This window comes from Desulfobulbus propionicus DSM 2032, assembly GCF_000186885.1.
In the GTDB taxonomy this organism is placed as follows: Bacteria; Desulfobacterota; Desulfobulbia; order Desulfobulbales; family Desulfobulbaceae; genus Desulfobulbus; species Desulfobulbus propionicus.
Genome location: NC_014972.1, coordinates 1,152,759 through 1,170,207 on the forward strand (window position 1 = coordinate 1,152,759; position 17,449 = coordinate 1,170,207).

Consider the following 17,449-nt stretch of genomic DNA (forward strand, 5'->3'; position numbering starts at 1 on the left):
TTACGAGTCAATATTGCTCCTGTTTATTTTAACCTGAGTCGTTTCCTCTAATTTGAGGAAAATTTGGATCATAAACAATAGAAAGTATTTTTCAGTAAAACCTACGATCATTGGAGGCAATCATGACAATTTCATCTTCTGAAGCTCAGCTTGAATTGACGCTCTTGAATGCAAAAACGAACGGTTTTGATGAGCACGATGCATTTACATCGTTTGTCAATGCTGGCTTGCCAATGGAAATAATTTTAAGGTTAAAAGAGCTGTGGGGGGCAACCAAAGTTCTGGGGGGTAAGGTTATTCGTATTGGCAAGATAATAGTCATAGAGATCATTAAATTCATTAATGAAAATCCAAATTTGGCCACAGGGGTTGCCGTGGGGGCCGCAGTCGGGTCATTGATCAGTCTTGTGCCTTATCTGGGTCCGTTGCTAGCGCCGCTTTCAACTGCTATTGGAGCTTTGTTAGGGGGGCTGGCAGGAGCAAGGCTTGATCGCACTAATAAAAATGCACAAGGAATCGTTGGAGTTGCTCAAGATGTCATTGTTGTAGCTCGCAAATTTTTTGAATTGCTTGCATCTATTTTTATGGCTCTAAAAGAAAAATTGAATGATGAATAAAAGATGCGAGTATGAAAAAACCCACGATTGATGAATATATTCAAGCCTTAGAAAAGATGAAGGAAAGCCCAGGTGACCGGATTGGGATATTGGGAGAATTAGGAGTGACAGGGTTAGGGGTTACAGCAGGAGTGGCACTTTCTGGTACTGTTGCAGGAGCCGCTGGAGCAGCTACCCTTGCTGGATCGACAACATTGGCATCTATTTTAGGCGGGATATTTGTAACTACAACTCCTATTGGATGGGTGGTTGGTGCTGCATTCACAGGAGGAGTGTTGGCCTATACAGCAAGTCAGATGATACGAAGCGGAGAAAAATGTGATATCTATAAAACAGAAACGATTAAAGAGCTTGAGAATAGAGTTAAAATTTTGCGAAACGAGGCTGAATATTCTTCGCTGCATGAAGAAAAGATGAAAAAAATAATAACGAGTTTGCAATTTTTGGTAGCTAATACGATTGTGACTCAAGAAAAATCAACTGAATTGTTGGCAGCGATTGAATCGGGGATTTTGAGTATTGATGATGCTTTTGATTTGGTCGAGGAATTGTTGAAAGAGAACAGATAATCAATTTTTAATTTAATGAGGCGCCTGACCACAACGGATCAAGCGCCTTTCTAAGTCAATGATTTGGGGAAGAACTTACACCGGGCGAATCTCCACCTTGCCGGTCAGGAACTCTTTCACCGCACCGATCGGTACTTCCTTCCGGTGAAAGATGCCCGCTGCCAGGGCCGCTTCGGCGTTGGTCTTGGTAAACACCTCCAGGAAATGTTCCGCACATCCCGCACCGCTGGAGGCAATCACCGGGATGGTCACCGCCGCACGAACCGCATTGATCAGTTCAATGTCAAAGCCGGAGTTGGTGCCGTCCTTGTCGATACAGTTCAGGAGAATCTCGCCAGCTCCTAGCTGCTCACAGACATGAGCCAGGGTGACCGCATCCACAGGGCGTCCTTCCCGGCCACCCTTGACGGTGCACTGGTACCAGCAGAAGCGCTCGCCATTGGGGCCGGGAAAACCAGTCTCGATCACCCGGTGTGGCACTGCCTCGGGGCTGTCAACATAGACCCGGCGCGGATCGATCGAGATCACCACCGCCTGGTTGCCATACACCCGGGCAATCTGCTCGATGGAACTCAGGCCCGTGGCCTGGCCGGTTTTGAGCACCTGCTCGACGATCTCCACCGCGTCGGAACCGATGGACACCTTGTCCGCGCCGGCGCGGAAGTAGCGCGAGGCCACCTCCAGGGCGCTGTAGAAGCGGCCGTCGCGGTCGGTGAAGTCGCGGATGCCGCCGCCGATGGTTAGGGGAACAAAGACGTTTTTCGAGGTCTGCTCCAGCACGTCGAGCATGGGCATGTCCTGGAGCGGAAAGTCGCGGAACCCGGTGATGTTGAGGAAGGTGATCTCGTCCGCGCCCTGCTCGTAGTAGTCGCCGGCCAGTTCCACCGGCTTGCCCAGATTGCGCACCGTGCCCTCGTCGCGGACATCGTACTGATCGCCCTTGGTCACCACCAGATCACCCCGGTCGTTGGCGCGCACATCCAGGCAGGCGATGATGCGCTTGGCCAGGACCGTGGTCTGCGGGCAGGCGTTGGGACGCACGGCTTCGCGGTTGCCGGCGAGGAAATTCTCCAACAGCCTGAGGCCGGCGCGGCCGCTCTTTTCCGGATGGAACTGGGTGGCCACCATGGCCCCGCGCTGGATAGCGCTGACAAATTCGTAGCCGTAGTCGGTGGTGGTGAGGATGTCGTCGCGCGAGGCCGGAGCCACATGAAAGGAGTGGACGAAATAGAACTTTTCATTGCCGGCCAGGCCCTGGAACAGCGGCGAGGCCTGGTGCATCTTCAGCCCGTTCCAGCCGATGTGCGGGATGGCGAGATCGCAGGTGAACCGCTGCACCCGGCCGGGCAGAATACCGAGCCCCGGTTCGTCCGGCGCCTCCTCGCTCGACTCGAACAGGGCCTGGAGGGCGACGCAGATGCCGAAAAAGGGTTTGCCCGAGTGCAGATAGCGGACCAGCGGTTCGCGCAGCTGTTTGTCGCGCAGGGTGTGCATCAGGGCGCCAAAGTTGCCCACGCCGGGAAAGACGAGCCGCTCGGCACGGTCGATGTCCGCGCCGCTGTTGACCAGCATCACGGTTTCGCCGAGCCGTTCGATGGCATTGATGACCGAGCGGACATTGCCGGCGCCGTAATCAAGAAGAGTAATCATGGTTTTTTCTGCTCAGATACTTGCAAGGAGCGGAGAGAAACAGTACAAGGTCAGGCGTGCCGGTCTTCAGCGGTCCATGTGCCGGTTTTTCCCCGCGTTTGCCCGTAACGTGTGAAGTTGTTTATCCAATAGCCGGAAAAAAACGTTTTGTAGAGCAGTTTCCGGTTCAAGTCAAGATCAATTCCAGTCTCGCCCTATGCAAGCCATTCTCCTCGCCGCAGGCTACGGAACCCGTCTGCGTCCCTATACCGATATTCGGCCCAAACCGCTGTTCCCGGTGGTCAACCAGCCGCTGTTGCACCGTCTGCTTGGCCAGTTGCAGGCCCGCGACTGCTGGCCGGTGCTGGTCAACTGCCACCATCTGGCCGCCCAGATCGAAACCGCTCTGGCACCGTGGCCCGGGATACTCATCCAGCACGAGCCGGAGATCCTCGGTACCGGCGGGGCGTTGCGCAAGGGACTCGATCGCCTGGACAACGATCCGGTGCTGGTGATGAACGGCGATCTCTATCACGACATCGATCCGGAGTGGGTTTACCACCGGCATCTGCTGTCGAAAAACGATGTCACCCTGGCCCTGCACGACTATCCCCGCTTCAATACCGTGGGCGTGGAGGGCGACCGGGTGCGGAGCTTCGGCGACGGTCAGGGCGAACAACTGGCCTTCACCGGCATCCATGTGGTCGATCCGGAGGTGATCGAGCGGATACCGGCCGGCAGGTTCCACCACATCATCGATCTTTATCGTGAGTTGGCCGCAGCTGGCAAGGTGGGCTACTGCCGGGTGGATGGCCGCTGCTGGCGGGACATCGGTACCCCGGCGGATTACCTTGACCTGCACCGGGAACTGCTGGCGGCACACGAGGGGTGGGTGATCGATCCGTCCGCCCGCCTCGGCAGTGGAGTGGTGCTGGAAGAGTGGGGCTGCATCGGCGCTGGCGCGATGATCGGCGATGGTGCCCGTTTGTGCCGCAGCGTGGTCTGGGACGGGGCGGAGATCGCGGCGGGCAGCCGGTTCAGCGATGCCATTGTCAGCGGCGATGCGGCCATCGACGCGGCGGCCTGTTCAGCGGGCCAGCCATGAACGTGGCCCAGCTCATCAGCCTTGCCGCCCAGCTTCTGGGCAAACCGGAACAGGCCTGGAACGAGACCAGCGTGCAGGTGACTGCCGTGGTGCCGGACGGTTCCTCGCGCCGCTTTTTCCAGCTGCGGGACGCGGACGGCCAGGGCTGTCTGGCCATTCTGCCGCCGGAACAGGATCCGCGCGGCCGGGCCGAGGCCGAGGCCTTTTTCCGTATCGGCACCCATCTGCAACAAACAGGCGCGCCGACCCCCGAGATCCTGGCCTTTGATCCGGCCACCGGCCTGGCCCTGTGCGAGGATCTGGGCGACCACCGGCTGTACGAGCAGGTGAGCGGCCAGGGGATCGAGCAATCCCTGGACCTGTACGAACAGGCCGTGCGCCGGTTGGCCCGCATGCAGGTGCGAGCGGCCGAGGGCTTCGATCCTGCCTGGTGTTGGGATTCGCCCCGCTACGACCGCCAACTGATGCGAGAGCGGGAGTCGGGCTATTTTCTCCGTGCCTGCTGCACCGACCTGCTCGGGCTCGCCTTTGACCGCGAGGCCGTGGAGCTTGAATGTGCCCAACTGGCCGAGGCCGCCGCCCAGGCACCGGCCGATTTTTTCCTCCACCGCGATTTCCAGTGCCGCAACATCATGCTGACCGGAGGCGCGGTGCGGTTCATCGACTTCCAGGGGGGGCGCTTGGGCCCCCTGGCCTATGACCTGGCCTCGCTGCTGCTCGACCCCTACGCGGCCCTGCCTTCATCGATGCAGGACCATCTGCTGACGGTCTATCTCGACGCCCTGCGCGAACTGATTCCCTATGACCCCGAGCAGTTCCGCCGTGAATATCTGTTGCTGGCCCTGCAGCGCAACCTGCAGATCCTCGGCGCCTTCGCGTATTTAAGTCAGGTGCGGCGCAAGCCTTTTTTCGCCCAGTTTCTCCGACCCGCCCTGGCCTCGCTCCGAGGGTTGCTTGCCAAACCCGAGGCCGCCGGGTATGCTGCCCTCAACCACTTAACCGACCAATGCCGCCAGGAGCTGAAACACCGATCATGACCAACGACAACGCCACCCTGGTGGCCCTCATCGGCCGCCCCAACGTGGGCAAATCCACCCTGTTCAACCGCATGGTCAAGCGCCGCGACGCCCTGGTCGACCCGACCCCCGGCGTCACCCGCGACCGCCACTACGCCCGGGTCAGCTGGGAGGAGCATCCCTTCATCCTAGTGGACACCGGCGGTATCGACGACGAGGACGACACCATCACCAACCATATCCGCCATCAGGCCCTGCTGGCCATCGAGGAGGCGGACGTCATCTTTTTTCTCATGGACGGCCGTGAGGGGCTGACCCCCAGCGACATCGAGATCGTCGATCTCCTGCGCCGCACCGAGAAAAAGGTCTTTTTCATCGTCAACAAGATCGACAGCCCGGAAATCGAAGATGCCCTGCTCGCCCCCTTCTGGGAACTGGGGGTCGACCAGCTGTGGGCACTTTCCGGCGATCACGGCTACGGCTACCAGACCTTGATGGAAGGGTTGCTGCCGTATCTGGAGAAGACCGACCTGCAGACCGAGCTGCCGGACAACACCATGCGCATCGCCTTCCTCGGCCGTCCCAATGTGGGCAAGTCGTCGATGGTCAACGCCATCATCGGCCAGGAGCGGATGGTGGTTTCCGACATTGCCGGCACCACCCGCGATTCGGTCGATACCCTGGTCACCCGCGACCCGTACACCTACCTGCTCATCGATACCGCCGGCATCCGCCGCAAGGGCAAGACCACCGACAAGCTGGAGAAATTCTCGGTGTTGAAAGCCCTCAAGGCCCTGGGCCGGTGCGACATCGCCCTGGTGCTGATCGACGCCGAGGAGGGCATCACCGAACAGGACACCAAGGTGATCGGCTACACCCAGGACCAGGGCAGGGCGCTGATCGTCCTGATCAACAAGTGGGATCTGATCAAGGACGACAAGAAACGGCAGGAGCAGCTGATGCAGGAAGTGGAGATAGCGATCAAGTTCATCCCTTTTGCGCCGGTGCTCAAGGTTTCGGCCCTGACCGGCACCGGGATCAAGCGGCTCTTTCCCGAGATCGGCAAGGTCCACCGCCAGTTTCATCAGCGTTTTCCCACCGCCGCCCTCAACCGGCTCCTGGCCGACGCCGTGGCCAGGCACGAGCCGCCCTACTACCACGGCCGCCGGCTCAAATTCTACTACACCGCCCAGTTGGGCACGGCACCGCCCCTGTTCGCCGTGGTCGCCAGCGATCCCAAGGGGATCCATTTTTCCTATCAGCGCTATCTGACCAACTGTTTCCGCGAGGGGCTGGGGCTGGACAAGGTGCCGGTCCGGCTGTTGTTCCGCGAGCGCAGCGGGCGGAAGAAGTGAACGGGAAGGGGAGGCGGTGACCGAATCGCGGCGCGCGGACCGCCTCGGCCGGACGCTTATCGGTCGTCGCAGAAGCGGGACACCGTGTACTGCAAATTGGTGATCATGGCCTGAAAATCGTGGGAGCAGACGCCGTTTTTACACTGTTGTTCAAGAGCAGCGGCGGTCTCCGCCAGATCGTGCAGGCCGACATTGAGCAGGGCGCCCTTGACCGCGTGGCTGGCACGGCCCAACTGCTCCAGATCACTGTCGGCGGCCAGTTCGGCCAGCCGGTCCATGTGCGAGCGCAGGGCGTTGACGAACACCGGAATCATGGTTTCGGCCTTGTCCTCGCTGAGCAGGTAGGCGCTCATGAGATGCTCTTTCATCCTGTGCAGATAGGCCGCGCGATCCATGGTTTTCCTCCTCCCTGTGCGAGTGGTCGTCCGGGAACATTCATCGCCACCAGCATAGAGCATTTTTGCCCGTGATTCAAGGAGCGGACAAGGAAGACAACCGTGCTGCACCCGCTTGAACAAACTATCCGGCAGACCCTGCGGCGCGAGTCGCTCGCCGGCGCCGGGGATCGCATCCTCGTCGGCGTGTCCGGCGGCGCTGATTCCCTGGCGCTGTTGCATCTGCTGGCGGCGCTTCGCGGGGAAATATCCCTGACCCTGATTGCCGCCTATGTCGATCATGGATTGCGTCCCAAGGAAACCCCGGCGGAATGGGCCTGCGTGCAGGAGGCCGCTGCCGTTCTGGGTATCAACAGCGTGCGCGCGGTCGCGGACGTGCATGGCCGCGCAGCCCGGCAAAAATTGTCGCTGGAACACGCGGCCCGGGAAGCGCGTTACCAGGCGTTGGGCGCATTGATCCGACAGCAGGGGGCAAATCTCCTGGCCGTGGCCCATACCGCCGATGATCAAGCCGAAGAGATTCTGTTGCGGCTGTTTCGCGGCGGCGGCCGCAAGGCCTTATCCGGGATGCGGATGCGCGCCGGCCATCTGATCCGGCCCCTGCTGGCCACCCGCAAGGCGATGCTGTTGGCCTATCTCCGCGACCAGGGCATCGGCTACTGTCACGATTCGAGCAACGACGATCGCCGATTCCTTCGCAACCGCATCCGCCTCGACCTTCTGCCGCTCTTGGAACTGGACTACGATCCCGGCATCCGCCAGGCCCTGCTCAAGACGGCGGCCAATCTTCGCGAGGATGAGGACCTGTTGGAGCAGCTGCTGGCCGCCAGGTGGGAGGCTGTGGTGACCATCGAGCAGGCGGTCGAGGCCGCCTGTCCGATCGCCAGACTCGACCGTTCTCCTTTCCGAGGTCTGCATCCGGCCCTGCAGCGCCGCCTGGTGGAGCGGCTGCTGTGGACGTTGGGCGCCGTCGCCCGTTACGACCACATTCTTGCGGTGCTCGAAGCAGCCCGCCATGGCCGCACCGGCAGCGAGTTGCACCTCGGCCAGGGGTTGCGGGTCAGGGTGCGGCGCGATTCCCTCGAATTCTCCTATCCGCTGGGCAAAGGTCCCTGGCGCGGTCGCCTCGCTCGCCCCTGAGCCTTCCCGCCTCTCCTTCGACAATTCCGTCGAGCCCTGCCGCCAGGTTGTCGAAGTCTTGGACCCGCGTTTGTTCTGTTTTTTTTCTATCTGTTTGAATTGTTGTGCAAAAAAAATCGGTAAATGCGTTGGCACGGATGTTGGAATGAAAGAGGTGACAACGTATTGGTGGTTCCCGAGCGGGAACTGTTACTTGGAACACAAACAACGAGGTGCAACAATGAAAACGATCAAAAAGAGTCTGCTGGTTCTCGCGACCCTGATGCTGGCCGCCACGGCTGCCTGGGCGGTGGATTATTCCAAGATGTCCACCGATGAGTTGAGTGCGGCGCGCGGTACCCTGTACAATGCCACTCCCGAGGAGTGGAACGCCTTTCATACCGAGTGGTGGAAACGGCTGAGCCAGATGAGCCCGGAAGAGCGGCAGAAGTATCTGGGACCGGGCATGGGCCGCGGCATGGGTCGGGGAATGGGCAAAGGTATGGGCATGGGTCGCGGCATGGGGTGCTGCCCCTGCTGGGCGGTGCCGACCGCTCCGGGTCAGGCGCCGGCAGCCGCAGGTAAATAACGTTTTCCTCCCGTGATCGGGTGCCGCTCTCCTTGGACGGAGACGCGGCGCCCGCCGTTATCGTTTTTTCTCGATGCCCAATCGTTCCATCTTGTAGCGCAGCACCCGCTCGCTGATGCCCAGGGACTCGGCGGCATGGGTCTGGACCCAGTTGTGGCGCTCCAGGGCTTCGATGAGCATCTGCCGTTCCACCTCGGCCAGGCGGTCGTTGAGATCGCCCTCGCTTGTCGCCCCGCGATAATCCCGGATCTCGGGCGGCAGGTCACGCAGGCCGATGTTGGTTGAGCGGGCCAGGGTCACGGTCCGTTGCAGGACATGTTCCAGCTCCCGGATATTGCCGGGGAACGGATACTTGCTCAGTTGCGCGAGGGCCTGGTCGTCGAACACGGCCGGGCTTTGGTATTTGTGGAGGAAAAAGCGGATCAGCTCAGGAATTTCCTCCTTGCGCCGCCGCAGGGGTGGGATGTCGAGGGCGATGACGTTGAGCCGGAAATAGAGATCCTCGCGAAAGCCGCCCGCTGCCACCATCTGCTTGAGGTCGCGATTGGTGGCCGCCAGGATGCGGACATCCACCGGCAGCAGCTGCTCGCCGCCCACCCGACTGAAGGTTTTTTCCTGCAGGGTCCGCAGCAGCTTCGCCTGCACCGCCAGGGGCAGCTCGCCGACCTCGTCGAGCAGCAGGGTTCCGCCGTGGGCTTGTTCAACCACCCCACGCCGCCGGTTGGCCGCGCCGGTGAAGGCGCCTTTTTCGTGGCCGAACAGTTCGGACTCAAACAACCCTTCGGGCACGGCCGCGCAGTTGAGGGGGATGAACGGGCCTTCCTTGCGCGGGCTGAGCAGGTGGATGAGCCGGGCGATGAGTTCCTTACCGGTGCCGGTTTCACCCTGGATCAGCACGGTCCAGGGGCTGGGCGCGGCCCGCATCACCAGGGAAAGGACCTGACGCATGGCCGGGCTGGCGGCGATCATCCGCACCGGCAGGGCCTCGGTGTCAATGGTTTCCTCGACCCGGGCGACATCATCGGCGATAAAGAGCTGTTCCTCAATGACGCGGATCTTGGCGAGCAGCGCCTCAAGATCGATCGGCTTTTCCAGGAAATCGTCCGCGCCCAGCCGCATCACCCGCACCGCGGTGTCCACCGCCCCGTAGGCAGTGATCATGATCACCCTGGCCAGCGGGCTCTGTGCCTTGATCCGGGCCAACACCTCGTCGCCGTTCATGTCCGGCATGCGGTGATCGAGTAGCACCAAGTCGATCGGCTGGCGCATGAACTGGCTCAGGGCCTCGGTGCCGTTAGCCGCCTCGTGCACGGTATAGCCCTGCTTCTTGAGAAAGCCGCTGAGCATGTCCCGCTGCAACGGCTCGTCATCGACGATCAGAATACGCATCCGCGTCCTCCTCTTTTTTCCCCGCCTCCATGACTCTATGCGCCGATCGGGAGCCGGTTCGCGGCAGGGTGACCGACACGGTCAGTTGTTCCTGCTCGGGATCGGCTACGATCCGCAGCCCGCCGCCATGCGCCTCGGCGATTCGCCGGCACAAGGCCAGTCCAAGACCGGTACCCCGAATCTTGGTGGTGAAATAAGGTTCGCCCAGGCGGGCGATGTCCTCGGTGGATAACCGGCAGCCGCCGTTGGTCAGGGCCAGGGTGAGGGTGTGGGGCGCCGGATACAGGCCGATGCGGACAAATCCTCCCTTGGGCTGGGCCTCGACGCTGTTGTTGAGCAGGTTTTCCAGCAGCTCGGCCAGCAGGTCGGGATCGGCGTCGACCATGTCTCCGGCGGCATCCGGCAGGATCAGGTCAATCCCCTGGTCCGTGCAGCGCTGCCGGTACAGGGGCACGATGCGTCGAAGCAGGGCCAGCGGATCCACGGGCTGCGGATGCGGCACCAGGGTGCGGGTGAACCGCTGCAATTCGGAGATGATGCCGCTGGCACGGCGTACCGCCTCGTTCATGGCCGCGATCAGCTGGCGGTGTTCGCCATCGAGATGGTCCGATTCCAGTTGGAGCCGCTGCAACCCCATGCTGATGGCATTGAGCGGATTGCGGACTTCATGGGCAATGGTGGCCGTGGCCCTCCCCAGGGCCGCCGCCTCGTGCTCCTTGGCCAGCTCCCGCTCGAAGGCACGGCTGCGGGCAAGGTCGGCCTGTTGGTGGCGGTACAGCAGCCAGGAGAAAAAAAGGCCAAGGAGCAGCAGCAGGACGCTGAAGAGCAAAAATTGATGCCGTAGCTGCCGCAGCCGATTGACATGGTTGGCCGCATCGAGGCCCACCGCCAGGGTGCCCATGGGCGTGGCCAGCCGTGCCTCCGCCGTTTGCCTGCCTTCCGAGGTCAGCAGCCGGATCGGATCCGCGTTGACGGGAGGCGCCGTGTGTTCCAGGCGGACAAAATGGATGCCGGGCAAACGGGAGAGGTTGGCCAGCAGCATCGGCAGGGCGGTCTTGTCGCGCAGCTCGATCATGGCGTGGGCATCGAGACCGACGCGGATGCAGTCGATCTCTGGTTCGGCGGCCGGATAGAGCAGCAGGGCGGTCTGCCGGCTCGGGTCATAATGGAGCTGATCAACACTCAGGTCACAGCGTTGTGGTCCCGACAGCCATTCAGCCGGGCCGCCGACCACCGTTTTGTCCTTGCGGACCAGGGCGATGCCGAGCAGGCCGGTTTCCCGGGCGAGCGCGGTCAGTTCCTCGGGCTGCAACGGGTCGATGGTGTTGAGATATTCAACAAACCGGGCCTTGTCGCGGAGAAAGGAGGTGGTCACCGCGTCGATGGTGGCCTGGGCCTGGGCGGCGTTGGCCAGGTGCTCCTCGATGATCGCCGCCATCATCTGCGACCTTCCCAGGGTGTTGCGGTGGAGGTCACGGTCGATGGCCACCATCTGCCAGAAAAAGGCCCCCAGTACCAAGGTGATGAGCAGGCCGAATCCGATCAGGTTCATGGCCCAGGAGGGCAGGGGGAGGCGGTCTCCCGATCGGTTCACCGGCTTCGCCATCGTTCCCCGCCGCGATAGCGCTGTTGGGGACAGGCCTGGCCACGGTGCATGCCGTGCCCACCGTGGTGGCCCCGGCGGCACAGACCCAAACGGGCGCGAACACCGGTGGGATCCTGGCCATAGCGCTGTTTCAAGACGTGGATATTCTCCTGGCTTTCGGACGGGTCGGTGCGGGGCGGCGCGTTCCCGGCTTCCTGGGGCGTGACGGCGGTTTGGACGTGCTCGGTGGGGAGGCCATCTGGCTCGGCCGCCTGGAGGCACGGCGCCAGGCAGACAATCAGAATCAGGAGGAGCAGGATCAGGTGCGTTGGGCGTGGCAGCTTCATGCGTACGGAACAGAGAAGGGGAAAAGGGCCCGGACGGACCGGGGATTGTTTCAATCAGTTTTTATACATTATACATGCCAGATGCGGCGACGGACGGTCTCTCGGATTTGCCCGCCTGCAACAAGCTGATCGCCGTCTCGTCCCGTCCGTTCCTCGATGGGTTCGACATAATTGTCGAAACGATCCCCAAGACTGTCGATTGGGAGGCCCGTCGGGTATGCGAGACTTGAAAAACAGCACCGCCCTTCCTATAACAACAAAGTTGATTCCACGGCAACACAACCTGTGTAGAGGAGATCGAGATGACAGAAGCGTATCAGGATATTGATGCGGAACGGCTACGCGCCTACATGGCCAGGCGGCAGGAGAACGAATATCTGCTGGTCGATGTGCGCCAGCCTGACGAGTACGCCAAGGGCCATATCCCCGGATCCGTGCTTATTCCCCTGGGCGAAGTGTCCGAACGGCTGCGCGAGCTGCCGGTGGACAAGGATATCGTCGTCTACTGCCGCTCCGGCAAGCGGTCCCGGGCCGCTGCCCTGTTCATCAGTTCACGGCCTTATGTGGCCGGGACGATCTTCAATCTGACCGGCGGCATTCTCGCCTGGGATGGCCATCTGCTGCCCGCGGTTCCAAGCATCAAGGTCTTTGATCGTGCCGGCGACGATCGGCAGGTCCTGCTGCGGGCCATGGACTTGGAGCGCGGCGCCCAACGGTTTTACACCGCCCTGCGTCAGCGCTACGGCGCCATTGCCTGGGCGGAGCGCCTGGCCGAACTGGCCGGCGCGGAGGAGGGGCACGCGCGGCTCATCTATGGCCACTGGGCCGAGGGGCAAAGCGATCCACCCGATTTCGCGACCGTGTATCAGGGGCTGGCCGGCGATATCGTCGAAGGCGGCTATTCCTTCAGCGCCCTGGTGGCCATGCTGGAAGAACAGCCTCAGCAACCGTGCCGATCCACCCTGGAAATGGCGCTGACCATCGAGTACTCGGCTTACGATCTTTCTCGCAACATGGCGCACCGCTTTCAGGGGCAGCCGATGGAAGCGGTGTTCAACACCATCGCCGAGGCGGAAAAGGAGCACATGCAGCTGGTGGCGCGGGCCTTGTCCCTCTGTTAGGGGCGCTGAAAGATTGCTTGCGCGAATGCTGGGCTAATGGTATATTTTTTCAATAGAATAAGCAGGTTGGTTAAGTAAGGGGTTTTTCCGGGAAGTCATCGGCGGGGGGAGCTGTCGGCTTACGTCAGGGAAAGCGACGATAATTCTTGAACAGATTCAAGGAGGATTGTATGCAGCACTTTTCGTACAGAAGCACCACCTATCAAGTCGATGATCAGGGCTTTTTGCTGGAGACCAAATTTTGGGACAGCAATTTTGCCGAAGGGGTGGCCAAGGAATTGAACATCGAAGGGCTGACCAACGAGCATTGGGACGCGATCAACTTTCTGCGGGAAGTGTTTGCCTCAACCGGTGCCTGCCCCACCATCTTTGCGGTCTGCAAGGCCATCAACTTGCGGCCACGGGAGATGAAACAGCTGTTTCCCGCCGGCTATCACCGCGGCCTGTGCCGGATGGCCGGTGTCCATTACCGGATGCACCGTCTGCCGGACAACAGCCACCTGGCGGAGATGACCACCGATCTCGAAGCCCTGTCCGGGGACAAGCACTATCAGGTGGATGTGCGCGGCTTTTTGATCGATCCTGAGAGCTGGGATCCGCATTACGCCATGCACCGTGCCATGGAGATGAATATTCCCAACGGTCAGCTGACCGAACCCCATTGGCGGGTGATCAACTATCTCCGGGATGTACATCAGCGGGAACGACGTATTCCCACTGTGTACGAGACGTGCGAGAATTGCCAGCTCGATCTCGAGGCACTCGGCGCCTTGTTTCCGGACGGCTATCATCGCGGGGCGGTGAAGATCGCTGGCCTGCGCTTTGTCAAATAGAGTTGCATTCATGGCACAGAGACACGTATTGGCCTGACGCGAAAAGCCTAACTAAAAGAGCGGGATGCGGCGCGACGATGTGCCGATCCCGCCAAGCATGGACAAGGGAGAGCACATGAAGTCGTTTCATTATAAGGATGCCACCTATGAACTGGACGAGCAGGGGTGCCTGCTCGACCCCAAGACCTGGACGCCTGAGTTTGCCGAGGGCATGGCGCGCGAGTGCGATATTCCGGTGCTGTCGGGCGAGCACTGGGACGTTATTCGCTATGTTCGCGACGCCTATGAAAAAACAGGCATCTGCCCCACCATCTTCGCCGCCTGCAAGGCCAGCGGCCTTCGGCCCCAGGAGATGCAGAAACTCTTTCCCACTGGCTACCATCGCGGCCTATGCAGGGTGGCGGGCGTGCACTACCGGGTCAGTCACATGCCCTACGGAGCCCATCTCCGTGAAAGCATGGCCGATCTGCGCGCCCTGTCCGCGGACAAGGTCTACTCGACCGATGTGCGCGGTTTTCTTGTCGACCCCGACTCCTGGGACGAGAATTTCGCCATCCACCGGGCTGCGGAGATGCGCATTCCCGGCGGCCAGCTGACCGACGAGCATTGGCGGATCATCTACTATTTGCGGGATGTGTACCAGGTGCAGCGCCGGATTCCCAATATCTATGAAACCTGCGAGAGCTGCGACCTCGACCTGGACAGCTTCGAACAGCTCTTTCCCGACGGCTATCATCGCGGGGCGCTCAAAATAGCCGGCCTGCGGTTCGTGAAATAACGTCCGACAGGAGCGAAAGGATGAAAACAACCTTGATGGTGTGCAATGCCGAGCCGGAGGTGGTGTGGAACGCCTTTCGGATGGGCAATCTCATGCTCGAGCAGATGGATGACGTCACCCTGTTCCTCAACGGGCCGTCGGTGCGGTATGCGGCGATGGACTCCGAGCGCTTTCCCCTGGTGGAACTGGCGAAAATATTCACCTTGTCCGAGGGGGTGCTCCTCGCTTGAGGCAAACTCCTTGACCTCCACGGCGTGGAGGCATCGTTCCACCAGCGGGCCAAACAGACCGACCTCTATCGCTTGATCGTCGAAAGCGACCGATTCATCACCTTTTAAGTGCGCCGGTTGTTCCGTCTTTCTTCGGAGCAACCGGTTTTTTTGGGTAGTGAGAGGAGGATGTTGTACAGCACCATGAATACCCAGCGAGAAGGGGTGATCCTGCTCCATGGCTTGGCCCGTACCCGCCGCTCGATGCGGTCGCTGGCGCTTTTTCTCGGGCAGCGCGGATACACGGTGGTCAATGCGGGATATCGGTCATGTCGCGAACCCATCGAAACCCTGGCCCAATCGACCATCCCGCCGGCCATTGCCCAACTGCGGCGGCAAGGCGTCGCCACCATCCACTGCGTCACCCATTCCATGGGCGGCATCCTGTTGCGTTTTTTTCTTTCGGTTGAACGTGTGCCCGAACTGGGGCGGGTGGTGATGCTCAGTCCGCCCAATCAGGGGAGCGAGCTGGTGGATTGCTTGTGCCGGTTTGCCTGGTTTCGCCGAGTTTTTGGTCCAGCGGGCTGTCAGTTGACCACAGGAACCGAGGGCCTGCCCGCTCGACTGGGGCCGGCGGACTTTCCGTTGGGGGTCATCACCGGCAACCGGCCGGCCATCGGTCTCGGTCAATTTTTTCCCGGTCCGAACGATGGCAAGGTGTCGGTAGCCCGTGCCCAGTTGGCGGGCATGGCGGACTTTCTCGAGGTGGGGTGCGGCCATTCACTGATCATGCGCCACCGCCGGGTACAGGAGCAGGTGGCCCATTTCTTGGGTAATGGCCGGTTTGAACGGTAAGCTCAGCCCTTGCGCAGGACCCGCTTGTCGTCGATCCGGATGGTCAGCTTGATCTTGTCGAAGTATTCGAGCAGGGGGATGGAGAATTTTCTGGTCAGGCCCGTGAGATCCTTGAACCGCTGGGCATCGATCTCACCATGCTGGCGGATGAAGGCCACCACCTCTTCCTGCAGGCCGTGGATGGCCGGAGCGTGGAAGCAGAGGCTTTCGTTGATCTTGATCAGCGTGCCCTTGGCCAGCAGCAAATCAATCACCTGGCGAATCTGTCTGTCGGGAAATTCACCGAAGGCGGCAAGCACCTCCTTGAGGTTGGGCGGAGCGAGACCGGCCTCGCGGTAGAGCGCGCCAATTTTCTGTTCCATCTCCTGTTCGTTGACCTGCAGGGTGACCGTGTGGCCGCTGAGCTTGATCTCAGCTCCCATTTGTTCGACCTGTCCTTTCTTGATCAGGCTGGCCAGCAGGGCCTGCAAGACCTTTTGATCGACCGCCGGTCGCAGTTGGGAGCGCAACTCCTCCTTGGCCAGGGCCGGTTTGAGCGGATGCCGCGCATGAAAGTCGGTCAGCAGGCGGATGATTTGATGGTTGAGGTCCTCGGCCACCGACGCGGCCAGCAACCGCTGGCTGTCCGAGTCGATCACCAGCAGCGCGCCGGTGGAAATCGGGTGTTGCAGCTGTTTTTTCAACCGTTTGCCGAAGAGTCCCGTGCGTGCGGCCAGTTGCTCGGCCGTGATGCCCTGGAATCCGCATTCCTCCGCCAGCATCAGCAGTTTCTGTTCGCCGTCGGCGGCGGCCAGGGCGGAAAAATAGGTCCGGTTGGCTTCGCGGTCCCGCTCCAGGGTCCGTTTACGTTTTTTCGGCGCCACGTTGAGGATGGCGCCGCCGCCGATGGTGGTGATCGGCGAATAACTGCGGATCACATAGCGATCACCCGGCCAGGACGCCACCGGGTCTTGGAGGATCAACTGAATATGGGTGGATTCGCCGGGCGCCAGGGTATCGGATTCCAGCAATGCCACCCGGCCGACAATTTCCCGCGTTCCCAGATGGACACGAACCTGGGTGCGGTTCTTGAGTTCCTTGCGGGACGAGCGCAGATAGTGGAGCTCGGCGTCGAGCAGGGTGGATTCGATCAAGCTTCCGGGAGTGGCCGCCAGGTCGCCGCGATTGATCTGCTCCTTCTCGATTCCCTGGAGATTGATGGCCGTGCGGTGGCCAGCCTCGACCAGCTCGACGTCTTGACCGTGCACCTGGATACCGCGGATCTTGGCGGTCAGCCGGCCGGGGTGAAACATCAGTTCGTCCCCGACCGCCACCCGTCCGGAGAGGGCGGTGCCGGTGATCACCGTGCCGAACCCCTTCATGGTGAACACCCGGTCGACCGGCAAACGAAACGGCCCGAATTCCTCGTGGAAATCCATGGCCGCCACCTTGGCGTCGAGCAGCCGAACGATCTCATCGATCCCCTCGCCGCTGAGGGAATCCACCGGAATAATCGGCGCGTTTTCCAGAAAGCTGCCGGTGAAGAACTCGCGGACCTCCTCGCTGACCATGTCGAGCCATTCGGTCTCGACCATGTCTTTTTTGGTGAGCACGATCAGGCCGTCACGGACGCCGAGCAGTTGGCAGATCTCGAAATGCTCCACGGTCTGCGGCATGATGCCCTCGTCGGCGGCGATGACAAACGCCACCAGGTCCATGCCGGCGGTTCCGGCCACCATGTTGCGGATGAATTTCTCGTGGCCCGGCACATCGACGATGCCGATGCGATGACCGCAGGGCAGATCGAGGTAGGCAAAGCCCAGCTCGATGGTGATGCCGCGCTCCTTTTCCTCCTTGAGCCGGTCGGTCTCGATGCCGGTCAGGGCGCGGATCAGGCTGGTCTTGCCGTGATCGACGTGGCCGGCGGTGCCGAGAATAATTTCACGCATGAACGGACGG

General features: G+C 61.0%; 18 protein-coding genes. 12 read left to right on the forward strand and 6 right to left on the reverse strand.

Annotation, left to right across the window (positions count from 1 at the left end; genetic code table 11):
- Positions 1–122 precede the first annotated feature (122 nt).
- Positions 123–617, forward strand: a complete 495-nt coding sequence (locus DESPR_RS05080; protein ID WP_169701532.1) for a hypothetical protein — start codon at positions 123–125, stop codon at positions 615–617.
- Positions 618–628: 11 nt separating this feature from the next.
- Positions 629–1,186 carry a hypothetical protein gene (locus DESPR_RS18345; RefSeq protein ID WP_015723741.1) on the forward strand — a complete coding sequence of 186 codons (558 nt, stop codon included), beginning with the start codon at positions 629–631 and terminating at the stop codon, positions 1,184–1,186.
- Positions 1,187–1,261: 75 nt separating this feature from the next.
- Here DESPR_RS18345 and DESPR_RS05090 read toward each other — a convergent pair whose 3' ends face one another.
- On the reverse strand, positions 1,262–2,836 hold the full coding sequence (locus DESPR_RS05090) for an imidazole glycerol phosphate synthase HisHF (RefSeq protein ID WP_015723742.1): 1,575 nt from the start codon (positions 2,834–2,836) through the stop codon (positions 1,262–1,264).
- 196 nt (positions 2,837–3,032) lie between these two features.
- On the opposite strand from DESPR_RS05090, the gene DESPR_RS05095 reads away from it, so the two are divergent.
- Genes DESPR_RS05095 through der form a run of 3 tightly spaced genes read left to right on the forward strand, consistent with a single transcriptional unit; the run spans position 3,033 to position 6,291 of the window.
- Entirely contained in the window at positions 3,033–3,920 is an 888-nt protein-coding gene (locus DESPR_RS05095) for a nucleotidyltransferase family protein (protein WP_015723743.1), read from the forward strand.
- Positions 3,917–4,957, forward strand: coding sequence for an aminoglycoside phosphotransferase family protein (locus DESPR_RS05100; RefSeq protein WP_015723744.1), 1,041 nt, complete (start codon positions 3,917–3,919; stop codon positions 4,955–4,957). The genes DESPR_RS05095 and DESPR_RS05100 overlap by 4 nt, the downstream gene beginning before the upstream one ends.
- Positions 4,954–6,291 (forward strand): ribosome biogenesis GTPase Der, encoded by a 1,338-nt coding sequence (der, locus tag DESPR_RS05105; protein ID WP_015723745.1) that lies wholly within the window; start codon positions 4,954–4,956, stop codon positions 6,289–6,291. Before DESPR_RS05100 ends, der begins: the two co-directional genes overlap by 4 nt.
- Positions 6,292–6,347: 56 nt before the next feature.
- On the opposite strand, the gene DESPR_RS18350 is transcribed toward der, so the two are convergent.
- Positions 6,348–6,686, reverse strand: coding sequence for an Hpt domain-containing protein (locus tag DESPR_RS18350; protein WP_015723746.1), 339 nt, complete (start codon positions 6,684–6,686; stop codon positions 6,348–6,350).
- Between the two features lie 102 nt (positions 6,687–6,788).
- On the opposite strand from DESPR_RS18350, the gene tilS reads away from it, so the two are divergent.
- Both tilS and DESPR_RS18750 read left to right on the forward strand, forming a co-directional pair.
- Positions 6,789–7,826, forward strand: coding sequence for a tRNA lysidine(34) synthetase TilS (gene tilS, locus DESPR_RS05115; RefSeq protein WP_015723747.1), 1,038 nt, complete (start codon positions 6,789–6,791; stop codon positions 7,824–7,826).
- Positions 7,827–8,046: 220 nt separating this feature from the next.
- Positions 8,047–8,394: a hypothetical protein gene (locus tag DESPR_RS18750; protein ID WP_015723748.1), complete on the forward strand. Its 348-nt coding sequence runs from the start codon at positions 8,047–8,049 to the stop codon at positions 8,392–8,394.
- Positions 8,395–8,451: 57 nt separating this feature from the next.
- On the opposite strand, the gene DESPR_RS05125 is transcribed toward DESPR_RS18750, so the two are convergent.
- From DESPR_RS05125 to DESPR_RS18360, 3 genes are read right to left on the reverse strand one after another with little or no spacing between them, the layout of a single operon-like run.
- The gene (locus tag DESPR_RS05125; protein WP_015723749.1) at positions 8,452–9,783 is read right to left on the reverse strand and encodes a sigma-54-dependent transcriptional regulator; all 1,332 of its coding nucleotides are present in this window, start codon (positions 9,781–9,783) and stop codon (positions 8,452–8,454) included.
- Positions 9,761–11,377, reverse strand: coding sequence for a sensor histidine kinase (locus tag DESPR_RS05130; RefSeq protein ID WP_169701533.1), 1,617 nt, complete (start codon positions 11,375–11,377; stop codon positions 9,761–9,763). The genes DESPR_RS05125 and DESPR_RS05130 overlap by 23 nt, the downstream gene beginning before the upstream one ends.
- Complete coding sequence (locus DESPR_RS18360; protein WP_015723751.1) at positions 11,374–11,715, reverse strand: hypothetical protein; 342 nt, start codon at positions 11,713–11,715, stop codon at positions 11,374–11,376. Before DESPR_RS18360 ends, DESPR_RS05130 begins: the two co-directional genes overlap by 4 nt.
- Positions 11,716–12,017: 302 nt before the next feature.
- Between DESPR_RS18360 and DESPR_RS05140 the strand changes: the two genes are divergently transcribed.
- The 5 genes from DESPR_RS05140 (at position 12,018) to DESPR_RS05165 (ending at position 15,511) form a co-directional block, all read left to right on the forward strand.
- Complete coding sequence (locus DESPR_RS05140; RefSeq protein WP_015723753.1) at positions 12,018–12,836, forward strand: rhodanese-like domain-containing protein; 819 nt, start codon at positions 12,018–12,020, stop codon at positions 12,834–12,836.
- 170 nt (positions 12,837–13,006) lie between these two features.
- Positions 13,007–13,669, forward strand: a complete 663-nt coding sequence (locus DESPR_RS17065) for a TusE/DsrC/DsvC family sulfur relay protein (protein WP_015723754.1) — start codon at positions 13,007–13,009, stop codon at positions 13,667–13,669.
- A 115-nt stretch (positions 13,670–13,784) separates the two neighbouring features.
- Positions 13,785–14,447: a TusE/DsrC/DsvC family sulfur relay protein gene (locus tag DESPR_RS17070; protein ID WP_015723755.1), complete on the forward strand. Its 663-nt coding sequence runs from the start codon at positions 13,785–13,787 to the stop codon at positions 14,445–14,447.
- Positions 14,448–14,467: 20 nt separating this feature from the next.
- A complete protein-coding gene (locus DESPR_RS05160; RefSeq protein WP_015723756.1) occupies positions 14,468–14,677 on the forward strand; it encodes a hypothetical protein in 210 nt (69 codons plus the stop codon).
- A 183-nt stretch (positions 14,678–14,860) separates the two neighbouring features.
- Complete coding sequence (locus DESPR_RS05165; RefSeq protein WP_169701534.1) at positions 14,861–15,511, forward strand: lipase family protein; 651 nt, start codon at positions 14,861–14,863, stop codon at positions 15,509–15,511.
- A 2-nt stretch (positions 15,512–15,513) separates the two neighbouring features.
- Here DESPR_RS05165 and selB read toward each other — a convergent pair whose 3' ends face one another.
- Entirely contained in the window at positions 15,514–17,439 is a 1,926-nt protein-coding gene (selB, locus tag DESPR_RS05170; protein ID WP_015723758.1) for a selenocysteine-specific translation elongation factor, read from the reverse strand.
- Positions 17,440–17,449: the final 10 nt, after the last annotated feature.

Bases quoted from the DNA above. Each gene is read 5' to 3' on its own strand.
- DESPR_RS18360 (WP_015723751.1), bottom strand. From the start codon at position 11,715: ATGAAGCTGCCACGCCCAACGCACCTGATCCTGCTCCTCCTGATTCTG.
- DESPR_RS05090 (WP_015723742.1), bottom strand. From the start codon at position 2,836: ATGATTACTCTTCTTGATTACGGCGCCGGCAATGTCCGCTCGGTCATC.
- DESPR_RS18750 (WP_015723748.1), top strand. From the start codon at position 8,047: ATGAAAACGATCAAAAAGAGTCTGCTGGTTCTCGCGACCCTGATGCTG.
- DESPR_RS18350 (WP_015723746.1), bottom strand. From the start codon at position 6,686: ATGGATCGCGCGGCCTATCTGCACAGGATGAAAGAGCATCTCATGAGC.
- DESPR_RS05140 (WP_015723753.1), top strand. From the start codon at position 12,018: ATGACAGAAGCGTATCAGGATATTGATGCGGAACGGCTACGCGCCTAC.
- DESPR_RS05160 (WP_015723756.1), top strand. From the start codon at position 14,468: ATGAAAACAACCTTGATGGTGTGCAATGCCGAGCCGGAGGTGGTGTGG.
- selB (WP_015723758.1), bottom strand. From the start codon at position 17,439: ATGCGTGAAATTATTCTCGGCACCGCCGGCCACGTCGATCACGGCAAG.
- DESPR_RS18345 (WP_015723741.1), top strand. From the start codon at position 629: ATGAAAAAACCCACGATTGATGAATATATTCAAGCCTTAGAAAAGATG.
- DESPR_RS05165 (WP_169701534.1), top strand. From the start codon at position 14,861: ATGAATACCCAGCGAGAAGGGGTGATCCTGCTCCATGGCTTGGCCCGT.
- DESPR_RS17065 (WP_015723754.1), top strand. From the start codon at position 13,007: ATGCAGCACTTTTCGTACAGAAGCACCACCTATCAAGTCGATGATCAG.
- DESPR_RS05125 (WP_015723749.1), bottom strand. From the start codon at position 9,783: ATGCGTATTCTGATCGTCGATGACGAGCCGTTGCAGCGGGACATGCTC.
- DESPR_RS05095 (WP_015723743.1), top strand. From the start codon at position 3,033: ATGCAAGCCATTCTCCTCGCCGCAGGCTACGGAACCCGTCTGCGTCCC.
- DESPR_RS17070 (WP_015723755.1), top strand. From the start codon at position 13,785: ATGAAGTCGTTTCATTATAAGGATGCCACCTATGAACTGGACGAGCAG.
- DESPR_RS05100 (WP_015723744.1), top strand. From the start codon at position 3,917: ATGAACGTGGCCCAGCTCATCAGCCTTGCCGCCCAGCTTCTGGGCAAA.
- DESPR_RS05080 (WP_169701532.1), top strand. From the start codon at position 123: ATGACAATTTCATCTTCTGAAGCTCAGCTTGAATTGACGCTCTTGAAT.
- der (WP_015723745.1), top strand. From the start codon at position 4,954: ATGACCAACGACAACGCCACCCTGGTGGCCCTCATCGGCCGCCCCAAC.